This is a genomic window from Halomonas sp. GD1P12, from assembly GCF_025725645.1.
Classification (GTDB): domain Bacteria; phylum Pseudomonadota; class Gammaproteobacteria; order Pseudomonadales; family Halomonadaceae; genus Vreelandella.
In genome coordinates, this window is sequence record NZ_CP107007.1 from 705,999 (window position 1) to 724,794 (window position 18,796).

General features: G+C 64.4%; 14 protein-coding genes. 8 read left to right on the forward strand and 6 right to left on the reverse strand.

Features of this window, described 5'->3' with window-relative positions; genetic code table 11:
* Positions 1 to 49 precede the first annotated feature (49 nt).
* The 6 genes from OCT39_RS03345 (at position 50) to OCT39_RS03370 (ending at position 7,957) form a co-directional block, all read left to right on the forward strand.
* Entirely contained in the window at positions 50 to 529 is a 480-nt protein-coding gene (locus OCT39_RS03345; RefSeq protein ID WP_263586278.1) for a TRAP transporter small permease, read from the forward strand.
* Positions 519 to 1,823, forward strand: a complete 1,305-nt coding sequence (locus OCT39_RS03350; protein ID WP_263586279.1) for a TRAP transporter large permease — start codon at positions 519 to 521, stop codon at positions 1,821 to 1,823. Before OCT39_RS03345 ends, OCT39_RS03350 begins: the two co-directional genes overlap by 11 nt.
* Before the next feature lie 277 nt (positions 1,824 to 2,100).
* On the forward strand, positions 2,101 to 3,081 hold the full coding sequence (locus tag OCT39_RS03355) for a TAXI family TRAP transporter solute-binding subunit (RefSeq protein ID WP_263586280.1): 981 nt from the start codon (positions 2,101 to 2,103) through the stop codon (positions 3,079 to 3,081).
* Positions 3,082 to 3,243: 162 nt separating this feature from the next.
* A complete protein-coding gene (locus OCT39_RS03360) occupies positions 3,244 to 5,841 on the forward strand; it encodes a TRAP transporter permease (protein WP_263586281.1) in 2,598 nt (865 codons plus the stop codon).
* Between the two features lie 17 nt (positions 5,842 to 5,858).
* Positions 5,859 to 6,287 carry a universal stress protein gene (locus OCT39_RS03365; RefSeq protein WP_263586282.1) on the forward strand — a complete coding sequence of 143 codons (429 nt, stop codon included), beginning with the start codon at positions 5,859 to 5,861 and terminating at the stop codon, positions 6,285 to 6,287.
* A gap of 149 nt (positions 6,288 to 6,436) precedes the next feature.
* Positions 6,437 to 7,957, forward strand: coding sequence for an aldehyde dehydrogenase family protein (locus OCT39_RS03370; RefSeq protein ID WP_263586283.1), 1,521 nt, complete (start codon positions 6,437 to 6,439; stop codon positions 7,955 to 7,957).
* A gap of 51 nt (positions 7,958 to 8,008) precedes the next feature.
* Here OCT39_RS03370 and dauA read toward each other — a convergent pair whose 3' ends face one another.
* Both dauA and OCT39_RS03380 read right to left on the reverse strand, forming a co-directional pair.
* Positions 8,009 to 9,757 (reverse strand): C4-dicarboxylic acid transporter DauA, encoded by a 1,749-nt coding sequence (gene dauA / locus OCT39_RS03375; protein WP_263586284.1) that lies wholly within the window; start codon positions 9,755 to 9,757, stop codon positions 8,009 to 8,011.
* 180 nt (positions 9,758 to 9,937) lie between these two features.
* Positions 9,938 to 10,360, reverse strand: coding sequence for a hypothetical protein (locus OCT39_RS03380; protein WP_263586285.1), 423 nt, complete (start codon positions 10,358 to 10,360; stop codon positions 9,938 to 9,940).
* Between the two features lie 135 nt (positions 10,361 to 10,495).
* Between OCT39_RS03380 and OCT39_RS03385 the strand changes: the two genes are divergently transcribed.
* Positions 10,496 to 11,461 (forward strand): alpha/beta hydrolase, encoded by a 966-nt coding sequence (locus OCT39_RS03385; RefSeq protein WP_263586286.1) that lies wholly within the window; start codon positions 10,496 to 10,498, stop codon positions 11,459 to 11,461.
* Here the strand turns inward: OCT39_RS03385 and OCT39_RS03390 are convergent.
* Genes OCT39_RS03390 through OCT39_RS03405 form a run of 4 tightly spaced genes read right to left on the reverse strand, consistent with a single transcriptional unit; the run spans position 11,446 to position 17,951 of the window.
* A complete protein-coding gene (locus OCT39_RS03390; RefSeq protein ID WP_263586287.1) occupies positions 11,446 to 12,165 on the reverse strand; it encodes a response regulator in 720 nt (239 codons plus the stop codon). The two genes, OCT39_RS03385 and OCT39_RS03390, sit on opposite strands and share 16 nt — an antisense overlap.
* Positions 12,166 to 12,214: 49 nt before the next feature.
* Complete coding sequence (locus OCT39_RS03395; RefSeq protein ID WP_263586288.1) at positions 12,215 to 13,636, reverse strand: ATP-binding protein; 1,422 nt, start codon at positions 13,634 to 13,636, stop codon at positions 12,215 to 12,217.
* Positions 13,633 to 16,746, reverse strand: coding sequence for an efflux RND transporter permease subunit (locus OCT39_RS03400; RefSeq protein ID WP_263586289.1), 3,114 nt, complete (start codon positions 16,744 to 16,746; stop codon positions 13,633 to 13,635). The genes OCT39_RS03395 and OCT39_RS03400 overlap by 4 nt, the downstream gene beginning before the upstream one ends.
* Positions 16,743 to 17,951 (reverse strand): efflux RND transporter periplasmic adaptor subunit, encoded by a 1,209-nt coding sequence (locus tag OCT39_RS03405; protein ID WP_263586290.1) that lies wholly within the window; start codon positions 17,949 to 17,951, stop codon positions 16,743 to 16,745. The genes OCT39_RS03400 and OCT39_RS03405 overlap by 4 nt, the downstream gene beginning before the upstream one ends.
* Before the next feature lie 214 nt (positions 17,952 to 18,165).
* On the opposite strand from OCT39_RS03405, the gene OCT39_RS03410 reads away from it, so the two are divergent.
* The gene (locus tag OCT39_RS03410) at positions 18,166 to 18,771 is read left to right on the forward strand and encodes a TetR/AcrR family transcriptional regulator (RefSeq protein ID WP_263586291.1); all 606 of its coding nucleotides are present in this window, start codon (positions 18,166 to 18,168) and stop codon (positions 18,769 to 18,771) included.
* Positions 18,772 to 18,796: the final 25 nt, after the last annotated feature.

The following is an 18,796-nucleotide window of genomic DNA, read 5'->3' on the forward strand; positions in this document are numbered from 1 at the left end:
CAGATCCGCTACCGGCGTTGGCCGGTAGCGCTACCCTTTAGAGGCTACCATGCAACCATTTTCCGATGCGCGCCTCGAGCGCTGGCTGGGCGCGCTATCGTTGATCGTCATTTCGCTCATCAGTCTGGGTAACGTGGTGACGCGCTACCTGACCGGCGGTTCGTTCTCGTTTACCGAAGAGTTTTCCGTGTTTTTGCTGGTGGTGCTGACCTTTGCCGGCGCCAGCGTGGCGCTCCGGCGCAACCGCCATATTCGCATCAGCTTTCTCGAGCGCATGCTGCCCGAAAAATGGCGCGGCGCGCTGATTCTTTTTCAAGGCGCCTGCGGGCTTCTGGTGCTGGCGCTGATTACCTGGTACGGCGGCAAACTCGCCTTTCAGGAGTATCAGTGGGAGTCGTTGTCGCCCGGGCTTGGACTGCCCCAGTGGTGGTATCTGGTGTGGCTGCCGGTGCTCTCGGCGCTGATGCTTTGGCGCCTCGTTCAGCAGACCCGCGAACGATTGAGCGGAGACCTGCGCGATGACCCCTGATCTCTGGATGCTGCTCGCCTTCGCCGGGCTCTTGATCGCCGGGGTGCCGGTGGCGTTTTCGCTGGCGCTGGCGGGCTCGGTCGGTATCGTTACCGGGCTTTCGCCGGATATGCTGGCAACGCTTGGCACCAACACTTACAACAGCATCGCCAAATACCCGTTGATCGCCATTCCGCTGTTCATTTTGACCGGGCTGATCTTCGAGCGCTCCGGCGTGGCGCTGCGTCTGGTGCGCTTCGCCCAGGCGCTGATCGGCCCGCGCCACGGCGGCCTTGCGCTGGTCGCGGTGCTGGTGTGCATGATCATGGGCGGCATGTCAGGCTCTGGCCCGGCGGATGCGGCGGCCGTGGCGATGGTGATGCTGCCGAGCATGACGAAGGCGGGCTACCCCAAGCCGTTTTCCGCCACGCTGATTGCGGCCTCCGCCTCCACCGCGATTCTGATTCCGCCCTCGGTGGCGCTGATTCTCTACTCCATCGTGGTGCCCGGGGTGGATCTTCGCGCGCTGTTCGCCGCCGGACTCTTCCCCGGCATTCTGGCGGGACTTTCGCTGCTGATACCGGCGATGCTGCTGGCCAAGCGCTACGGCTGGGAGGGCAGCACGCCCGAGAGCGATGCCGAGCGCCTGAGCGTGGGCGCGGCGTTCAAGCAGGCGCTGCCGGCGCTGTTTGCCCCGGTGCTGATTCTCGGCGGGCTGCGCTCGGGGCTATTCACACCGACCGAGGCGGCGGTCGTCGCGGTCGCCTACGGCACGCTGGTGGGGCTTTTTCTCACGCGCGAGCTCTCGCTCAAGGATCTCTGGGCGCTGCTGGGCGAGGCGGCGATCATCTCCGGCGTCGTGATGCTGATCATCGCACTGGCCGGGGTGTTCGCCTGGGCGGGCACCATGCTCGGCACCTTCCGTCATTTGGCGGAGTGGATGATCGGGCTGACCGACAACGGCGCGCTGCTGCTGGTACTGGTGATGCTGGCGGTGCTGATCGCCGGGATGCTGCTCGATGCCATTTCGATCTATTTGATCCTGATGCCGATTCTGATTCCGGTCATGCAGCACTTCGAGTGGAACCCGGTGTGGTTCGGTATTTTGCTGGCCATGAATATCGCCATCGGCCAGTTTACACCGCCGGTAGCGGTGAATTTGATGGTCACCACGGAAGTGGCAAAGATCCGTCTCGAGCATACGCTGGGCTGGGCGCTGGTGTTCGTTGCCGCCATGGCCTGCGCGATGGCCATCGTGGCGCTGTTTCCCGGTATCGCGCTCTGGCTGCCAACGGTGCTGGGTTACAACGTGTAGAGCCCGGGATAGCGGCTGGCGCCAGCGTTTAAAATGCGCGTGAGGCTAAACGTGCGTTTGACCGGGGATTTCATATACTCGGTCGAAAGAGGGGACGCGTTTTCGCCAAGGGTTGAATTTTTCGCTAAAGTGAATGAACCTTTGCCGCCGATTGGCAGAGTCGCTCCATAGAGTTAACAGACTGTCTCACAAGCGTTTTGAACGGTATCGCCCAAGGGATCCGATAAACGGGTGGTTTAAAACGAATAATGCTCACAAAAGAGAAAGAGGTGTGCCCATGAAGCGCCATGTATTTTCGACCGCAGCCTTTTCAGGCGCGCTGATTGCCGCGGCAAGCTTTGCAAGCCCGGCGGTTGCCCAGGAACGCTACATCACCATTGGTACCGGCGGTCAGACCGGCGTGTACTACGTCGTCGGCCAGTCGGTGTGCCGCATGGTCAACCGCGGCAGCGAAGAGCACAACATTCGCTGTAACGCGCCGTCCACCGGCGGCTCGGTCGCCAACGTCAACGGCATGAAAAACGGCGACCTGGACATGGGTGTGGTGCAGTCTGACGTGCAGTACCGCGCTTACAACGGCGAAGCCAACTTCGAAGAAGAGGGCCCGTGGGAAGAGATGCGCGCCGTTTTCACCATGCACGGCGAGCCGCTCACCGTAGTCGCCCGTGCCGACGCCGGTATCGAGAACATCAGCGATTTCCCGGGCAAGCGTGTGAACATCGGTAACCCCGGTTCTGGTCAGCGCAACACCATGGACGTGGTGATGGACGCCTTTGGTTGGGACGAAGATACCTTCGCGCTCGCCTCCCAGCTCGACGCCGCCGAACAGGCCGCTGCGCTGTCTGACAACAACATCGACGCCATGGTCTACGTGGTCGGCCACCCCAACGGCTCCATCCAGGAAGCGACCACCACCATCGATGCCAAGCTGGTCTCGGTGACCGGTGACGAAATCGACAGCCTGATCGAAGAGTATCCCTACTACACCCGCTCCGTGATTCCGGGCGGTCTGTACCGCGGCAACGACGAAGACGTCGAAACTTTCGGCGTGGCGGCGACGTTCGTCTCCTCCACCAATGTCGACGAAGACGTGATCTACGAAACCGTGAAAGCCGTGTTCGAGAACTTCGACCGCTTCAAGCGCCTGCACCCGGCGTTCGAGAACCTGAACGAAGAAGACATGATCTCCGACGGCCTGACCGCGCCGCTGCACGCCGGCGCCGAGCGCTACTATCGTGAGCGTGGCTGGATCGAGTGAGCCGACAAGCGCTAGGCGGCAGGTACCGATAGCGCCTTGAGAGAACGACAAGCGCGGGCGCCCAGGGTGTCCGCGCTTTCGTTGGAAGCGACGTTATATATCACGTCGAAAGCGTCGCCTACGGCGCGATCGACCGGCGCGGATCTTGAAAAGGACAAGCGTATGCAAGACGAAAAAACATCCTCGGGCGCCGCGCGAAACGACCTGGACGATATGGTTGCCTCGAGCGATACCGGCGCGCGCAAACCGTTGGGGGCGCCGGGCAAGCTGTTGGTGGGTATTGCCGCCGTCTGGTCGCTGTTCCAGCTCTGGATCGCCTCGCCGCTGCCTTACATGCTGGGGTTTGGCGTGTTCAGCGCGACCCAATCGCGTTCGATCCACTTGGCCTTTGCGCTCTTTCTTGCCTTTATGGCCTACCCCGCGCTCAAGCGCTCGCCGCGCGACCGCGTGCCGCTGCAGGACTGGGCGTTCGCCGCCGTGGCCGCGTTCTGCGGTGCTTACCTGTTCATCTTTTATGACGATCTCGCCACCCGAGCCGGGCGCCCAATCACCCAGGACATCGTGGTCGGCGTGGTGGGTATCGTCATGCTGTTGGAGGCGACCCGGCGCGCGCTCGGGCCACCCTTGATGGTGGTCGCCGCGGTGTTTATCGCCTATTCGCTCTTTGGCCCTTACATGCCCGGCATTCTCGCGCACCGAGGCGTGAGCCTGGGCGGGCTGATCAACCACCAGTGGCTCGGCACCCAGGGCGTGTTCGGCATTGCGCTGGGGGTGTCGACCAGCTTCGTATTCCTGTTCGTCCTGTTTGGCGCGCTGCTCGACAAGGCCGGCGCCGGCAACTATTTCATCAAGGTGGCCTTCTCGATGCTGGGCCACTTCAAGGGTGGCCCGGCGAAGGCCGCCGTGGTGGCCTCGGGCATGACCGGTTTGATCTCCGGCTCCTCGATCGCCAATACCGTCACCACCGGCACGTTCACCATTCCGATGATGAAGCGGGTCGGTTTTAGCGCCGAAAAGGCCGGGGCGGTGGAAGTGTCGTCATCGGTCAACGGTCAGATCATGCCGCCGGTCATGGGCGCGGCGGCGTTCTTGATGGTCGAGTACGTGGGCATCTCCTACGTCGAGGTCATCAAGCACGCGTTTCTGCCGGCGCTGATCTCCTATATCGCGCTGATTTACATCGTTCACCTGGAAGCGCTAAAGGCGGACATGCGCGGTTTGCCCTCGGGCAACCCGCCGCGCCCGCTGTTGAACAAGGTGATCGGCTTTTTGACCGGGCTTTTACTGCTGATGGCGCTCTCCATCGGCGTCTATTACGGGCTGGGTTGGCTCAAGCCGGTGCTGGGCGAGGCGACCCCCTGGGTCGTATCGGTGGGGCTGGCGGTGATCTATATCGGCCTTTTGAAGATCGGTGCTCGCTACCCGGAACTCGAGGTCGACGACCCCAACCAGGCGGTGGTGAAGCTTCCACAAACCCGGCCGACGGTGATGGTGGGGCTTCATTACATTCTGCCGGTCGTCGTGCTGGTGTGGTGTCTGATGGTCGAGCGTCTTTCACCGGGGCTATCGGCCTTCTGGGCGACCGTGTTCATGATTTTCATCATGGTCACCCAGCGCCCGATCATCGCGCTCTTTAGAGGCCGTAGTCAGATGGCCGCCGACATCAAGGAAGGCCTTTGGGATCTCTGGGACGGCCTGGTCACCGGCGCGCGCAACATGATCGGCATCGGTATCGCCACCGCCACGGCGGGCATCGTGGTGGGGGCGGTGTCGCAAACCGGCGTGGGCCTGGTGCTGGCGGACGTGGTCGAGATTCTCTCCGGCGGCAACCTGATGGTGATTTTGCTGCTGACCGCGGTGCTGAGTTTGATTCTCGGCATGGGGCTTCCCACCACCGCCAACTATATCGTGGTCTCGGCCTTGATGGCGCCGGTGATCGTCATGCTTGGCCAGCAGAACGGGCTGATCGTACCGCTGATCGCGGTGCATCTGTTCGTGTTCTATTTCGGCATCATGGCGGACGTCACCCCGCCGGTGGGGCTGGCCTCCTTCGCCGCCGCGGCGGTCTCCGGGGGCGATCCGATCCGCACCGGCTTCCAGGCGTTCTACTACAGCCTGCGTACCGCAGCACTCCCGTTTCTGTTCATCTTCAACACCGACCTGCTGTTGATCGATGTCACCGTGGCCCAGGGGATCGTGGTCTTCATCGTTGCAACCATCGCCATGCTGATCTTCGCGGCCGGCACCCAAGGGTACTTCATTACCCGCAACCGCTGGTACGAGTCGATTCTGCTGCTGCTGGTCGCGTTCACCCTGTTCCGCCCGGGCTTCTTCATGGATCGTATTCACGACCCTTATGATTCGGTCCCGCCGGCGCAGTTCGTCGAGGCACTGGGGCGGGTAGATGAAGGCAGCAACCTGCGTATTCAGATCGCCGGCGAAGACGCCTTCGGCGCGCCGCTGACCACCTACATGCTGATACCGGTACCGGAGGGTGAAACCGGCGAGGAGCGTATGGAGAACCTGGGGCTGGAACTCTACACCGACGGCGACCAGACGCTGGTAGACATGGTCGAGTTTGGAAGCCCCGCAGCGGATCTGGGCCTGGATTTCGATCAGGAGATCATCGAGGTACTGGCCCCGGTGAATCGCTGGACGAAAGAGTGGATGTGGCTGCCGGCGCTGGGGCTGTTCGCGCTGGTCGTCCTATTGCAGCGCGGCCGTCGGCGCAAGGACGAGCCGGCACCCGCGGCGACGTGAAACGTCAGGAGAGTGCCATGTACCAGAAAATTCTGCTGCCCGTGGATCTCAACGAAGAGAGCTCGTGGAAAAAGGCGCTGCCGGTGGCCGCCACGCTGTGTCAGACCTTTGGCGCGTCACTGCACCTGGTGAGCGTGCTGCCGGAGTTCAAGATGCCGATGGTGGGGGCCTATTTTCCGAAAGACTTTTCGCAAAAGGCCCACGAGGGGATGAAGGAGGCTCAGGCCGCCTTCATCGATGAGCACGTCCCAAACGATATCCCGACTCAAAGCGTGATCATCGACGGCTCACCCTGGGAGGCGATCATCAAGGTCGGCAAGAAAATCGACGCCGATTTGATCGTCATGGCCTCCCACACCAGGCGCAAGTTCGCCGACTACGTGCTTGGCCCCAACGCCGAGCACGTGGTGCACCACGCGAAAATCTCGGTGATGATCGTGCGCTAACAGCGCGCGTTTCACGCGACAAGGCGGCTTCGGCCGCCTTTTTTTGTGCCAGTGACGGCGACTGCGACGTTTGGCTAATGTCGTTCCCGCGCCGGGTGACCAACACTGAGCGAGCGGTTTCAAACACCATAATGCTTGGGAGCCTTACCATGATCTACGCCAATCCGGGCGACAGCGGCGCCGTCGTCACTTTCGAAAAGCGTTACGGCAACTACATCGGCGGCGAATTCGTGGCGCCGGTGAAAGGTGAGTACTTCGACAATCTCAGCCCGGTCAACGGCCAGGTGTTCTGCGAGATTCCCCGATCCAGCGCCGAGGATCTGGAAAAGGCGCTCGACGCCGCCCACAAGGCCGCCCCCGCCTGGGGCAGGACCTCCGCCGCCGAGCGCAGCAATATCCTGCTCAAGATGGCCGATCGCATCGAGCAGAATCTCGAGCTTCTGGCGGTGGCGGAGACCTGGGACAACGGCAAGGCGGTACGCGAGACCCTGAACGCCGACTTGCCGCTTGCCATCGATCACTTTCGCTATTTCGCCGGCTGCATCCGCGCCCAGGAAGGGAGTGCAGCGGATATCGACGCCAACACCGTGTCCTACCATTTCCACGAGCCGCTGGGCGTGGTGGGGCAGATCATTCCCTGGAACTTCCCCATCCTCATGGCGGTGTGGAAGCTGGCGCCTGCGCTTGCCGCCGGTAACTGCGTGGTGCTCAAACCCGCCGAGCAGACGCCAGCCTCCATTCTCGAGGTCATAAAGATCGTGGGCGACCTGCTGCCGCCGGGCGTGGTCAACATCGTCAACGGCTTCGGCGAGGAGATCGGTCAGAGCCTTGCGACGAGCAAACGCATCGCCAAGATCGCCTTCACCGGCTCCACCCCGGTGGGCTCGCACATTTTGAAGTGCGCCGCCGAGAACATCATTCCCTCCACGGTGGAGCTTGGCGGCAAGTCGCCGAACATCTACTTCGCCGACATCATGAACGCCGAGCCAAGCTTCGTCGACAAGGCCGTCGAAGGTCTGGTACTGGCGTTTTTGAACCAGGGCGAGGTCTGCACCTGCCCCTCGCGCGCGCTGGTGCAGGAGAGCATGTATGACGAGTTCATGGCGAAGGTGCTCGAGCGCACCAAGGCGATCAAGCGCGGAAACCCGCTGGATACCGACGTGCAGGTCGGCGCTCAGGCATCGCAAGAGCAGTTCGACAAGATCATGTCCTACATGGACGTCGCCCGCGAAGAGGGCGCGGAGTTTCTCACCGGCGGCAACAAGGCGAGCATCGACGGTGACTATGACAGCGGCTACTACATCGAGCCGACGATTCTGAAAGGCAACAACAAGATGCGCATCTTCCAGGAGGAGATCTTCGGCCCGGTGGTGTCGGTCACCACCTTCAAGGATGAAGAAGAGGCGCTGGCGATCGCCAACGACACCGAGTTCGGCTTGGGGGCCGGGGTGTGGAGCCGCGACATCAACGTGGCGTTTCGTATGGGCCGTGGCATTCAGGCCGGGCGCGTGTGGACCAACTGCTACCACCAGTACCCGGCCCACGCCGCGTTTGGTGGCTACAAGAAGTCTGGCGTCGGCCGCGAAACCCACAAGATGGCGCTCGAACACTACCAGCAGACCAAGAACCTGCTGGTCAGCTACGACGTGAACCCGATGGGCTTTTTCTAACTCGCCCCACGGGCTTTCGAAACACAGCGACCCGGCCACTGGCCGGGTTTTTCATGCCGGTTTTTCAGACCGGAACTCCAGCCAGCGCCGCGCCAGCCGCTTGGCCTGTTCGAGCTGGCGGACCACGGCGAACCGGCCCGTTTGGCGGCGGATGCCGGTGCGCTTGAGCTTTAACACCATGCGCGGCGCCAGACCGACCACGATAATGCCGACGCCACGCTCGGCAAGCTCCCGGCGCAGCGTGTCGATGGCGACCAGCGCGGAAGCGTCCAAACTCGGCACCTCCTGCATCTCCAGCACCACGATGCGCACGTCGCGGTCGATCACGCGAAGCGTCGCCATTGCCTTTTCGGCGGCGCCGAAAAAGAGCGGCCCGCTGACCCGGTAGTGGGCGACGCCGTCCGGGAAGGCGGCTGCGGGCTCCGGCGCCTCCAGACGGCGAGTGTGGGTGAGCTTTGCCATTCGCCGGATGAACAGCGCGGCGGCCAGGCCCATGCCCACGGCCACCGCGATCACCATGTCGAACACCACGGTGAGCAAAAAGCAGATGACCAGCACCGCCACGTCGCTGCCCGGCGCACTTTTCAACGTGTGCACGAAGTGGCGCGCCTCGCTCATGTTCCAGGCGATGATGAACAAAAGTGCGGCGAGCGCCGCCATCGGCACGTAGCCCATGGCGCCGGCCAGCGCGACCACTGCCAGCAGCACGACCAGCGAATGAACGAGCGCGGCCACCGGCGAACAGGCGCCGCTTTTGATATTGGTCGCGGTACGGGCAAGTGCGGCGGTAGCGGTCATGCCGCCAAAGAACGGCGCGATCACGTTACCCAGCCCCTGACCGATCAGCTCGGCGTTGGAGTCGTGACGGGTGCGGGTCAGGCCGTCGGCCACCACGGCGCACAAAAGCGACTCGATGGCTGCCAGCAGCGCGATTGCCAGGGCCGGGCCGAGCAGCGCCTGGATCAGCGCGAAGTCGACGGTCAGCGGATCATCGTTGGCGCCGGGAAGCTGCCAGGGCAAGGCAAAGCTGGGCGCGAAAGGAGGAATGCCGCTACCCGCCACGCCATCGGCCTCCCAGCTAAAGCGCGAGGCAATGGTCGCCACCTCAATGCCGCCCCAGGCAAGCATAAGCGCCACCAGCGTGCCAACGCTCAGGCCCACCAGGGGGGCGGGGATTGGCGTTTTCAGGCGCGGCCAGGCAATCAAGGTGGCAAGCGTGGCCGCCCCTATGCATAGATCCGGCGGCGAAAGCTCGGGAAGCGCGCGGCCGATCACCACCAGGTTATTAAGCGTACTGCTGCCAAGCGCGATATCGCTCAAGCCAAGAAAGCCGGGCACCTGCAGCAGCGCAATGACCACCCCGATACCCGCGGTAAAGCCGAGAATGACCGGGTAGGGCACGTACTGGATCAGACTCCCCAGCCGGGCGAGCCCCAGCGCCATCAGAATCAAACCGGCCATGAGCGTGGCGACGAGCAGCCCGCCCAACCCGTACTCGGCCACGATAGGAAAGAGAATGACCACGAACGCCGCGGTAGGGCCTGAAATATTGAAGCGTGAGCCGCCCGTCAGCGCGATGATGGCCCCGGCTACGATCGCCGTGTAGAGCCCATGCTGCGGCGCCACCCCGATGGCGATCGCCAGCGCCATCGACAGCGGCACCGCGACCACGCCTACGGTGAGCCCCGCCAGCACGTCCCGCTTGAGCTTGCCAGGCGTGTAGCCTTCGCGCCAGGTGTTCAGCAGGGCGCGGCCGGGAAGCGGAAGTTGGGCCTGGAAGCGACGGGGAGCGCGGGACATGGCAAAGCCTCGGGATCAATGGCGAACCCGGATAAATTACGCCGCCCTAATGTATTACACAACGGCCTCGCCCAATGGCCTTGATGACAGCGGGCTACCTCCATGCGCTAAGGGCATAAAAAGACACCGCCCGGTATGAGCCGGGCGGTGTCTTTGGAACCCAACCTATCGATGAGGCGTTTACTGCTCGGTCTGGGTCTCGTCCGTCGCAGTAGTCGCTTCGTCGCCCTGTTCGCCGTGGTGACGCCCACGCTCGCCGCCGCGCTCGCTGCGATGCTCCTGGCGTACGTCGCGCATGGCCTCGCGCAGCGCCTGGTGCTCCTCGTCGGTCAGAATCTCGTCGATGCGCGCCTGATGCTCGTCGTGCAGCGCCTTCATCGCCTCGAAAAATTCGCTGTTGGCTTCGTTGAGCTGTTGCTGCTTCTCTTCATCGATCTCGGCGCGCTGGTAGACTTCCTGGCGCTGCTCCTGCATGCGCTCGCGCATCTGCTCGCGGTCCTGGCCTTGGCTGTCGTGCGGGTGCGCCTGAGCGGTCATCGCGACGGGTACCAGAGCGGCGGCCAACAGAGCCGGGGCAAAGAGTTTGCGAAGTGATAGCGTCATGGTTTCTCTCCTTGATGCGATGCTGTCGAAGGTGACACCTGCAGTATCACGCGGCCCGGTGTAAAGTCGTTGCACAAAGTGTGCAAACACCGTGACCTTCTCATAGGCTAAGCATCCGGATAAAAGGAGTTATCGATGCACGCGTTTCGTGTGATTCGCCGCTCGCTAGGCGCAGGAAGTTTGGCGCTACTGCTCGGCGGCTGCGGCGCGACCCACCTCGCCACCAGCGGCGAAACCGCCATCGCCCAAGCGGCTACCTCCCCAACCCCGCGTTCGCCCTCGGCGCGCTCGACGTCGCTCACCCCGCAGCGTTATACCCCGGCAAACTGGCCCGAGTCGCTCACCGCCCGCGTGCGCCTGCCCGACACCCCAAAAGCGGGCCTGCGCCCGGCGGCGCTGATCGTGCATGGTGGCGGCTGGCGCGGGCGAAGCCCCGCCGATATGGAGAAAATCACCCGCCAGCTGGCGGGGCAGGGCTATGTGACGGTCAACGTCGAGTATCGCTTTGCGCCGCGCTACCGTTTTCCCGCCCAGCTTCATGATCTGCAGCAGGCGATGCGCTGGATTCACGATAACGCCGAGCGCCTGGGGGTCGATACCGACCGCATCGTCGGCGTGGGCTACTCCTCCGGCGCCCACCTGGTGAGCCTTCTGGCGCTGGCAAGCCAAACGGGGCCGCTGGCCGAGCCGTATGGCGGCGAGCACACCAGACTTCGCGCCGCGGCGGTCGGGGGGCTGCCGAGCGATCTGTTGAAATTCGATGACGGGGAGCTTGTGATCGGCCTGCTCGGCGGTACCCGCGACGAGGTGTACGACGCCTACGTGCAGGCCTCGCCGATTCGCCAGCTCACGCCAAAGGCGCCGCCGTTTTTCCTTTTCCACGGCAATCGCGACCGGCTAGTGCCGGTGGATCACGCCCGGGACTTTTATGAGGCGCTGCGCGCCCAGGGCACACCCGCCGAGCTCTACCTGCAGCACGGGCGTGGGCACATTGCGGCTTTTCTACTGCGCGGCGGGGCTGTTGATGCAGCGATCGCGTTTCTCAATCGAGAAGTGAATCGCAAGGTGGATAATGGCCCCGACACTCAGCCTTCAGGCTGATACTTGTAACCCACGCCATACACCGAGCGGATGATCTCCTGCTCGGGCAGCGCTTCGGTGATCTTTTTGCGCAGCTTCTTGATGTGGCTATCCACGGTGCGCTCGGACACGATGCGGTTGTCGCGGTACATGTGATCCATCAGCTGCTCGCGGCTAAAGATCCGCCCGGGGGCGTGCATCATCACGCGCAAAAGCTGAAACTCCACCGCGGTGAGGCCCAGGTCCTGGCCCTTGGCAAGTGCCATCCAGCCTTCATCGTCCAGGGTGACCGGCGCGATTGGGGCGGTGGCCTCAATGGGGGCGCTTTCGGCGGCGCGGCTTCTGCGCAGCACCGCCTTGACCCGGGCCACCACTTCCCGCGGGCTGAACGGCTTGCAGATATAGTCGTCGGCGCCCATCTCGAGCCCCACCAGACGGTCCACCTCTTCGACCTTGGCCGTCACCATGATGATGGGCAGCGCCGGCCAGCGCTGGCGGATCTCGCGGCAGAGCGTGGTGCCATCCATGCCCGGCAGCATCAAATCCAGCAGTACCAGCGCCGGCGTATTCGCGTCGAGCCAGGCAAGCACGTCGTCGCCGTGCTCGATCAGCGTCGGCGCGAAGTGGTGGCCGGTCAGGTAGTCGGCCATCAGGCGCGCGATCTTCGGCTCATCCTCGACGATCAGAAGTGAGGCGTTGGCGGGGTACGAATCGGTCGATGACATGGGCACTCGAGGCTCCAGAGTGAAAATCCAGCGTGAAGCTAATGTAACGCTAACGCGAAGACAGAAGCGGGAAGCGCAGCGTCCAGCAAAGCCCGCCCAGGGGCGAGGTGCTGGCGGTGAGCGTCGCGCCGTGGGCGCCGGCCAGCGCGCTTGCAATCGAAAGCCCCAGGCCGCTGCCGCCGCTTGCGCGACTGCGCGAGCCCTCGACCCGGTAGAGCCGTTCGGTCAGCCGTGAAAGCTCGCTTTCCGGCACGCCCGGGGCGCTATCTTGCCATATCACCACGGCCTGGTGGGCCTCGACGGTCAAGCGAACGTCGAGCGTGCCCGGGGCCACGGTGTAGGCGCAGCTGTTATCCAACAGGTTGCTCCAGAGCTGGCGCAGACGCTGCGGGTCGCCCAGCACCATGACGTTCGGGGCGATCTCGGTGGAAAGCGCAAGGCCGCTGTCCGCCAGCCAGCGGTCGGCATCCGAGAGCCGGCCCAACAGGCTGTCGCTGAGATCCATCGGCGACAGCTGAATATCGAGCGCGCCGGCGTCGCTTTGCGATAGCAGGCGAAGATCCGCCACCAGCCGCTCGAGCTGATCGACCTCCTGGGCGAGCGACCCCAGATTCTCCTGGTCGAGCGCTCGCACGCCGTCCTGCATCGCCTCGATCTCGCCGCGCAGCACGGCCAGCGGCGTTCGAAGCTCGTGGGCGGTGTCCGATACCCAGCGCGCCCGGGCGTTGCGGCTCGCCTCCAGCGTTTCGGCCAGCAGATTGAAGTCCTGGGCCAGCCGCGAGAGCTCGTCGCGCCCGCGCGCGCGCAGGCGGATGTGGTAGTCGCCTTCGGTGAGCCGGCGCGTGGCGCCGGCCAGCGCCCGGGTGCGCCCGCCGAGCCACCAGGAGAGCCCGCCGGCCAGCAGCAGCGAGGCGACCACCAACGACAGGACGATAACGATGAGGTTGCGCTGCTGGCGCTCCAGAAAACGGCTCTCCATGCGCTCCATGACCTGCTGGGGCGAGCGAAAGCCCAGCTCGCCGATACTCACGCGCTCGCCGCCGCTGGCGCTTTCGCTGTAAAGCGTTAGCCAGTGCCAGTCGCTGGGCTCGCCCAGCGGGCGAGGGCGCACCACGAAGCGGCCCTCGGCGTCACGCAGCGCGAAGTCTCGCGCTTCGCCCAAAGGAGAGGCGCGCTCCTCGCGCCCGCGGCCGAGCTCGAAGCGCACCACGCGAGGCCAGCGGTCCGGGGAGCGCTCGAGCCACGCCCAGTTTCGCTGGCCGTTCCAGCGGGTCACCAGGCCGTCGGCCAGTAGGGTCGCCCGGCGCTCCTGAGCCTGGGTCAGATACTCGATGAAGCCCCGGTCGATGCTGTAGGAGACCGCCAGAAAGGTGCTGGCGGCGATCGCCACGTTGACACTCAGAATCACCGCGAACAGGCGCCACCCAAGACGCGACGGACGCCAGCGTGACAGCGTTTGAAGCCGGGTCATGATACGCCACCGCTTTGGTCGGGTTGTGGGGTTGGCTGCGGCGGGGCGCTCAGGCGCTCGCGCAGGTTTTCAAGCCCCAGGTACAGGCAGGGCACCAGAATGAGCAGAATGGCGGTGGCGAAGATCATCCCGAAGCCCAGCGAGATGGCCATGGGGATCATGAAGCGTGCCTGACGCGAGGTTTCCAGAATCATCGGCGCCAGCCCCAAAAAGGTGGTGAGCGTGGTCATCATGATCGGGCGAAGGCGCCGAGTGGCCGCGGCGACGATCGCTTCGCGCGCCGCCATACCCTCGCGGCGCTTGCGATTGGCGTAGTCGATCAGCACCAGCGCATCGTTGATGACCACCCCGGAGAGCGCCAGCATTCCCAGCAGGCTGATGATCGAGAGCCCAAAGCCCATGACCATATGGCCCGCCACCGCGCCGACCAGGCCAAAAGGAATGGCGGCCAGCACCAATAGCGGCTGCAGGTAGCTTCTAAATGGAATGGCGAGCAAGGCATAGAGCGCGGCGAGCATCAGCCACATGGCGGTTCTGAGCGTGGCGAGGTTGTCGGCGGTGTCCTGCTGGCGCCCGCCGAGGGCCACTTCGAGCCCCGGCCAGGTGTTGGTCAGCGTAGGGAACACGTCCTCCTGCAGCGTGGCGAGCATTTGGTTGATCGTCTGGTCGTTGTCGGAGTCGGCGGTCACGGTGATGATGCGTCGCCCGTCGATACGCGTCAGGCTGCTCGAGGCCTGGCTCAGGGTGATATCGGCCGCCCGCGACAGCGAAACGCTCAAGCCATCGGCGGTGCGCACCGGCAGGCGGTAGAGCTCGTTCAGACTCGCCCGGTCCTGCTCGGGCAGGCGCACCTCGACACTGACCTCCTGGCGGCCGATGAACTGCTCGACAGCGGTGGCGCCCTGCAGCGGGCCGCGTAGCGCCTGGGCCAGATCGCTGCCGGTCAGGCCCAGCGCGCGACCCTCGGCGGAAAGACGCATTTCGAGCTGTGGCTTGCCGTCGCCCAGGCCGCTGTCGATATCGGTCAGACCGTATTCGCCGAGCTGCTCGGCCAGACGCGTGGCGGCGGCTTCCAGCACCTGGGTATCCGGGTGGGAAAGGCGCAGGCTGAGCGCGGCGCCGCTGCCCGGCCCGCCCACGTCCGAGGCGAAGCGCACCGACTGCGCGCCGACCAGATCGCCGCTCACGTCGCGCCAGCGCTCGGCGATGCGCGATGGCGGCCACTGATCGAGACTCTCGCTGGCGATATCCAGCGTCACTTCCAGACTTTCACCGTCCAGCCGGCTGCGGGTGCTGGCGAATGAAAGCGTCGGCTCCTCGGCGCTGAGCGTCTCGGCGGCGTCGATCAACTGCTGGCCGAGTTCGCGGCTGACGCTGATATTGCTGCCGATCGGCAGGGTCACGGTAGCGCGCACCTGGTCCGACTCGACCCGGGGCATCAGCGAAAAGCCGAGCCGCCCGCTCATCGCCCAGGCCAGCGCTACCACCAGCAGCGTAACCCCCAGGCTTACGCTCAGAAGCCGCTGATTCAGCGCGCGCTGCAAAAACGGCTCGAAGCGGCGGTAGGTAAACGCGTGCAAGCCCCCTTGCAAGGCGTGGCGAAGGCGCTCCAGCGGGCGCTGCCAGGCCGGCGTCTTGCGCGGCTTGTGGCTGTGGGCCAGGTGCGCGGGCAGGATGAACAGTGCCTCGGCCCAGGAGATCAGAAAGACCGTGACCACCACCACCGGTACGGTGGCGAAGATCATGCCCAAAAAGCCCGGCAAAAACAGCAGCGGCATGAACGCCACGATATTGGACAGAATGGCGAAGGTGAGCGGCACCGCGATCTCCTTTCCCCCCTTGACCGCCGCATCACGCAGCGAATAGCCCTCTTCGCGGTAGCTGTAGATGTTCTCGCCCACCATGATCGCGTCATCCACGACGATGCCGAGCGCAATGATGAAGGCGAACATCGACATCATGTTCAGCGACACGCCGATCCAGGGCAGAAACAGCATCGCGCCTAGAAACGCGGTGGGAATGCCGAGCGTCACCCAGAACGCCAAGCGCGCCTCGAGAAACAGCGCCATGAGAATCATCACCAGCGCCAGGCCCATCCAGGCGTTCTTGAGCAGAAGCCCCAGGCGGTCCTCGTACACCTCGGAGCTGTCGCGGGCTACGTCCAGATGAATGTTCGGGGGAAGCCCGGCGCGCAGGCGCTCGAGCTCACCCTGCACCGCCTTCGAGACGCTGGTGGGGGTTTGATTGCCGACCTGGAAAACCTCGACGGAGAGGCCCTGCTGGCCGTTATAAAACTCCTCGCGGTCAGTTTCGGCAAAGCCTTCGCGCACCTGGGCGATCTGGCCAAGCGTTACCGGTGCGCCCTGGGCGGTGGTCAGAATCGGCAGGCGCGCGAACTCGGCGGCGCTCTGGCGCCGGCCCTGGTAGCGGATCAGCCACTCGCCTTCGGCAGTGGTGAGCTGGCCGCTGGCCAGATCCAGCGCTTCCTCGCCGATGCGCGCGGCAAGCGCCTGGTGGTCCAGCCCGTAACGCTCGATCGCCTCATCGTCCAGCAGCACCTGAATCTCACGGTCGCGGTTGCCGGAAAGCTCCGCCCGGGAGATGCCGCTATTGGCCTGAAGCTCGGCGCGCACGTTTTCGGCGGCGTCGTGCAGCGCGGAAAGGCTGGCATCGCCGTACACCTGCAAACTCACCACGCCGCGGGAGAAACCGGCCAGGCTAAAGCGCGGCGGGTCGGCGGCGTTGGGGAAGGTAGTGATCCCATTCACCGCCTGCTGGATCTCCTGATAGACGCGCATCACCTCCACGCCGTCGATCAGCGTGGCCTGCACCACGCCGCTGCTTTCGTTGGCGGTGGCGGTCAGCTCGTCGATCCCTTCGACGTTGGAGATCGCCGCCTCGACCGGTAGCAGCAGGCTCTGCTCGATATCTTCTGGCGTTGCGCCGGGGTAGCTGATGGTGACCTGCACGGTTTCGCTTTCAAAGTCGGGAAAGACCTCCTTCTTGATCGCAAGCGAGGCCATCAGGCCACCGACGATGAACAGCGCCATCATCAGGTTCGGCGCGACACCGTGATCCACCATCCAGGCAAGCGGGCCCTTGCGCGTCATGGGGCGTTCTCCTCATCCGGGTGGGCCGGCGTCTGCGCGGATTGGCGCGGGCGCACCTGCTGGCCGACGCGCGGCTGGGCAAGCCCGGCGGTGACCACGCGCTGACCCGGGCTGAGCCCGTCGCTCACCAGCGCCTGCTCTTCGCCGCGGTAGGCAAGCGTCACCGTCGAGCTCTGGAGCCTGTCGTCATCATCGAGCCACCACACCACGTCGCCCGGGCGCAGCGCCGAGGAGGGCAGGGCGATCAACGCCTCGCGCGCGGTGGTGTGGTAGCGAAGGCGCACGACATCCCCCAGGCGCAGCGCCGGCCCGTTCTGGTCCAGTGCCAGCGGGTCGTCGACGGAGACGAGCAGCTGTGCCTGCAGGCCGTTCTCTTCGAGATTCGGCAGAATCGAGGTCAACTCACCTTCGCGGCTCTCCTCCGCCGGCCAGCTTTGGCTGGTGAGCGTGACGCGATCGCCGGGCTCGAGCCAGGCAAGCGTGTCGCCGGGAAGCGAGGCGCGCACCCAAAACTGTTCGACGCCGACCAGGCTCAGCACCTCGGTGCCTTGGCTCAACAGGCTGCCGGCGCCGAGGGTGCGTTCGGCGACCATCGCCCGCCAGGGCGCGGTGAGCGTGGCGCGCTCCAGATTCAGGGCGGCCTGGTCGCGTAGCACCCGGGCCTGGGTCAGGGCAGCTTCGGCCTGGCGCTTTTGCGGTTCGCGCAGCACCAGCGCACGGCGCTCGGCGGTAAGCTCGCGGCCAAAGCGGGCGTAGTCACCCTCGGCGCGCTGCTGCTCGGCGCGTTCGAGCGCAACGCCGGCTTCGGCGGTGGCGACCTGGGCCTGGGCATCCTGCAGCGCAAGCTCGAGATCCGCGCGGTCGATATAGGCAAGCGGGGCGCCTTCCTCTACGACCTCGCCGGGCACCACGCCTTCGGCAAAGCGTTCGAGCTCGCCGGCCACTCGGCTCGAGACCATGGTCGATTTCTCGGCCTCTACCCGGCCGAAGCCTGAAAGTGATGGGGCCTGAACGCGGCGCTCAACGCTGATGACATCGACCAGCGGCGGTGAGGCCGGCGGCGGCGGGCGGCGCTCGATACGCGGGGGTTGAGTGACGATCCACCAGGCCAGGGCCAGGCCGCCGGCCAGAATCAAAAGCGCCGCGATGGCGCCCCAACGCACCCGGCCGCGCTGGCGGGCCGGCGTTTTATCAAGAAGGGTCATTACCGCACGTCATCCGTTGGCTGGAAGCTAAAAATGCTGGAAGATAAGCGTAGTATGCTAGCATCTACTCCAGTTAAGCAGTGATTAGGCAAGCAATGTGTAAAGAGCGTGCAACGTGACGCATTGATACAAGTACCTGCGCCTAACGACTCGACCCTAATAAATAGACCGGCTTCACGTTGATTGATTGCCTTGACCGACAGGCCTGGACGATATGAAAAACACCTCGACCCGCGACAAATTGATCGATACCGGCGCCGAGCTGATCGCTCAGCACGGCTACAACGCCACCGGCATCAACGCCGTGCTCAATTCCTGCGGGGTACCCAAGGGCTCGTTCTATCACTACTTCTCCAGCAAGGAGGATTTCGGGCTGGCGGTGATCGAGCGCTTTGCCGACGACTACGCCGTGGGTCTGAAGGCGCTATTGGAAGATGAAAGCGTGACGCCGCTCGAGCGGCTCAAACGCTACTTCGCCCGCGGCCGGGACTACATGCAGACCTGCAACCACGAAACCGGTTGTTTGATCGGCAACCTGGGCCAGGAGCTTTCGGGCCAAAGCGATGTCTTTCGCGACGCGCTGAACACGGTCTTCCAGCGCTGGGAGCAGCACTTCGTGGCCTGCCTTCAGGCCGCTCAAGCCCAGGGCGCGGTGAGCCCCCGAGCCGACGTCCAGGCGCTGGCCAGCTTCATCCTGAGCGGCTGGGAAGGGGCGATTTTGCGCGCCAAGACGCTCAAGTCGGTCACGCCCATGGAGCAGTTCGAGTCGATTCTGTTCGAGTACGTGCTGGTCGATACCGTGGCGCGCCAGAGCGCCTGAAAGGCGGCTGGCGCCGCGCACGCGG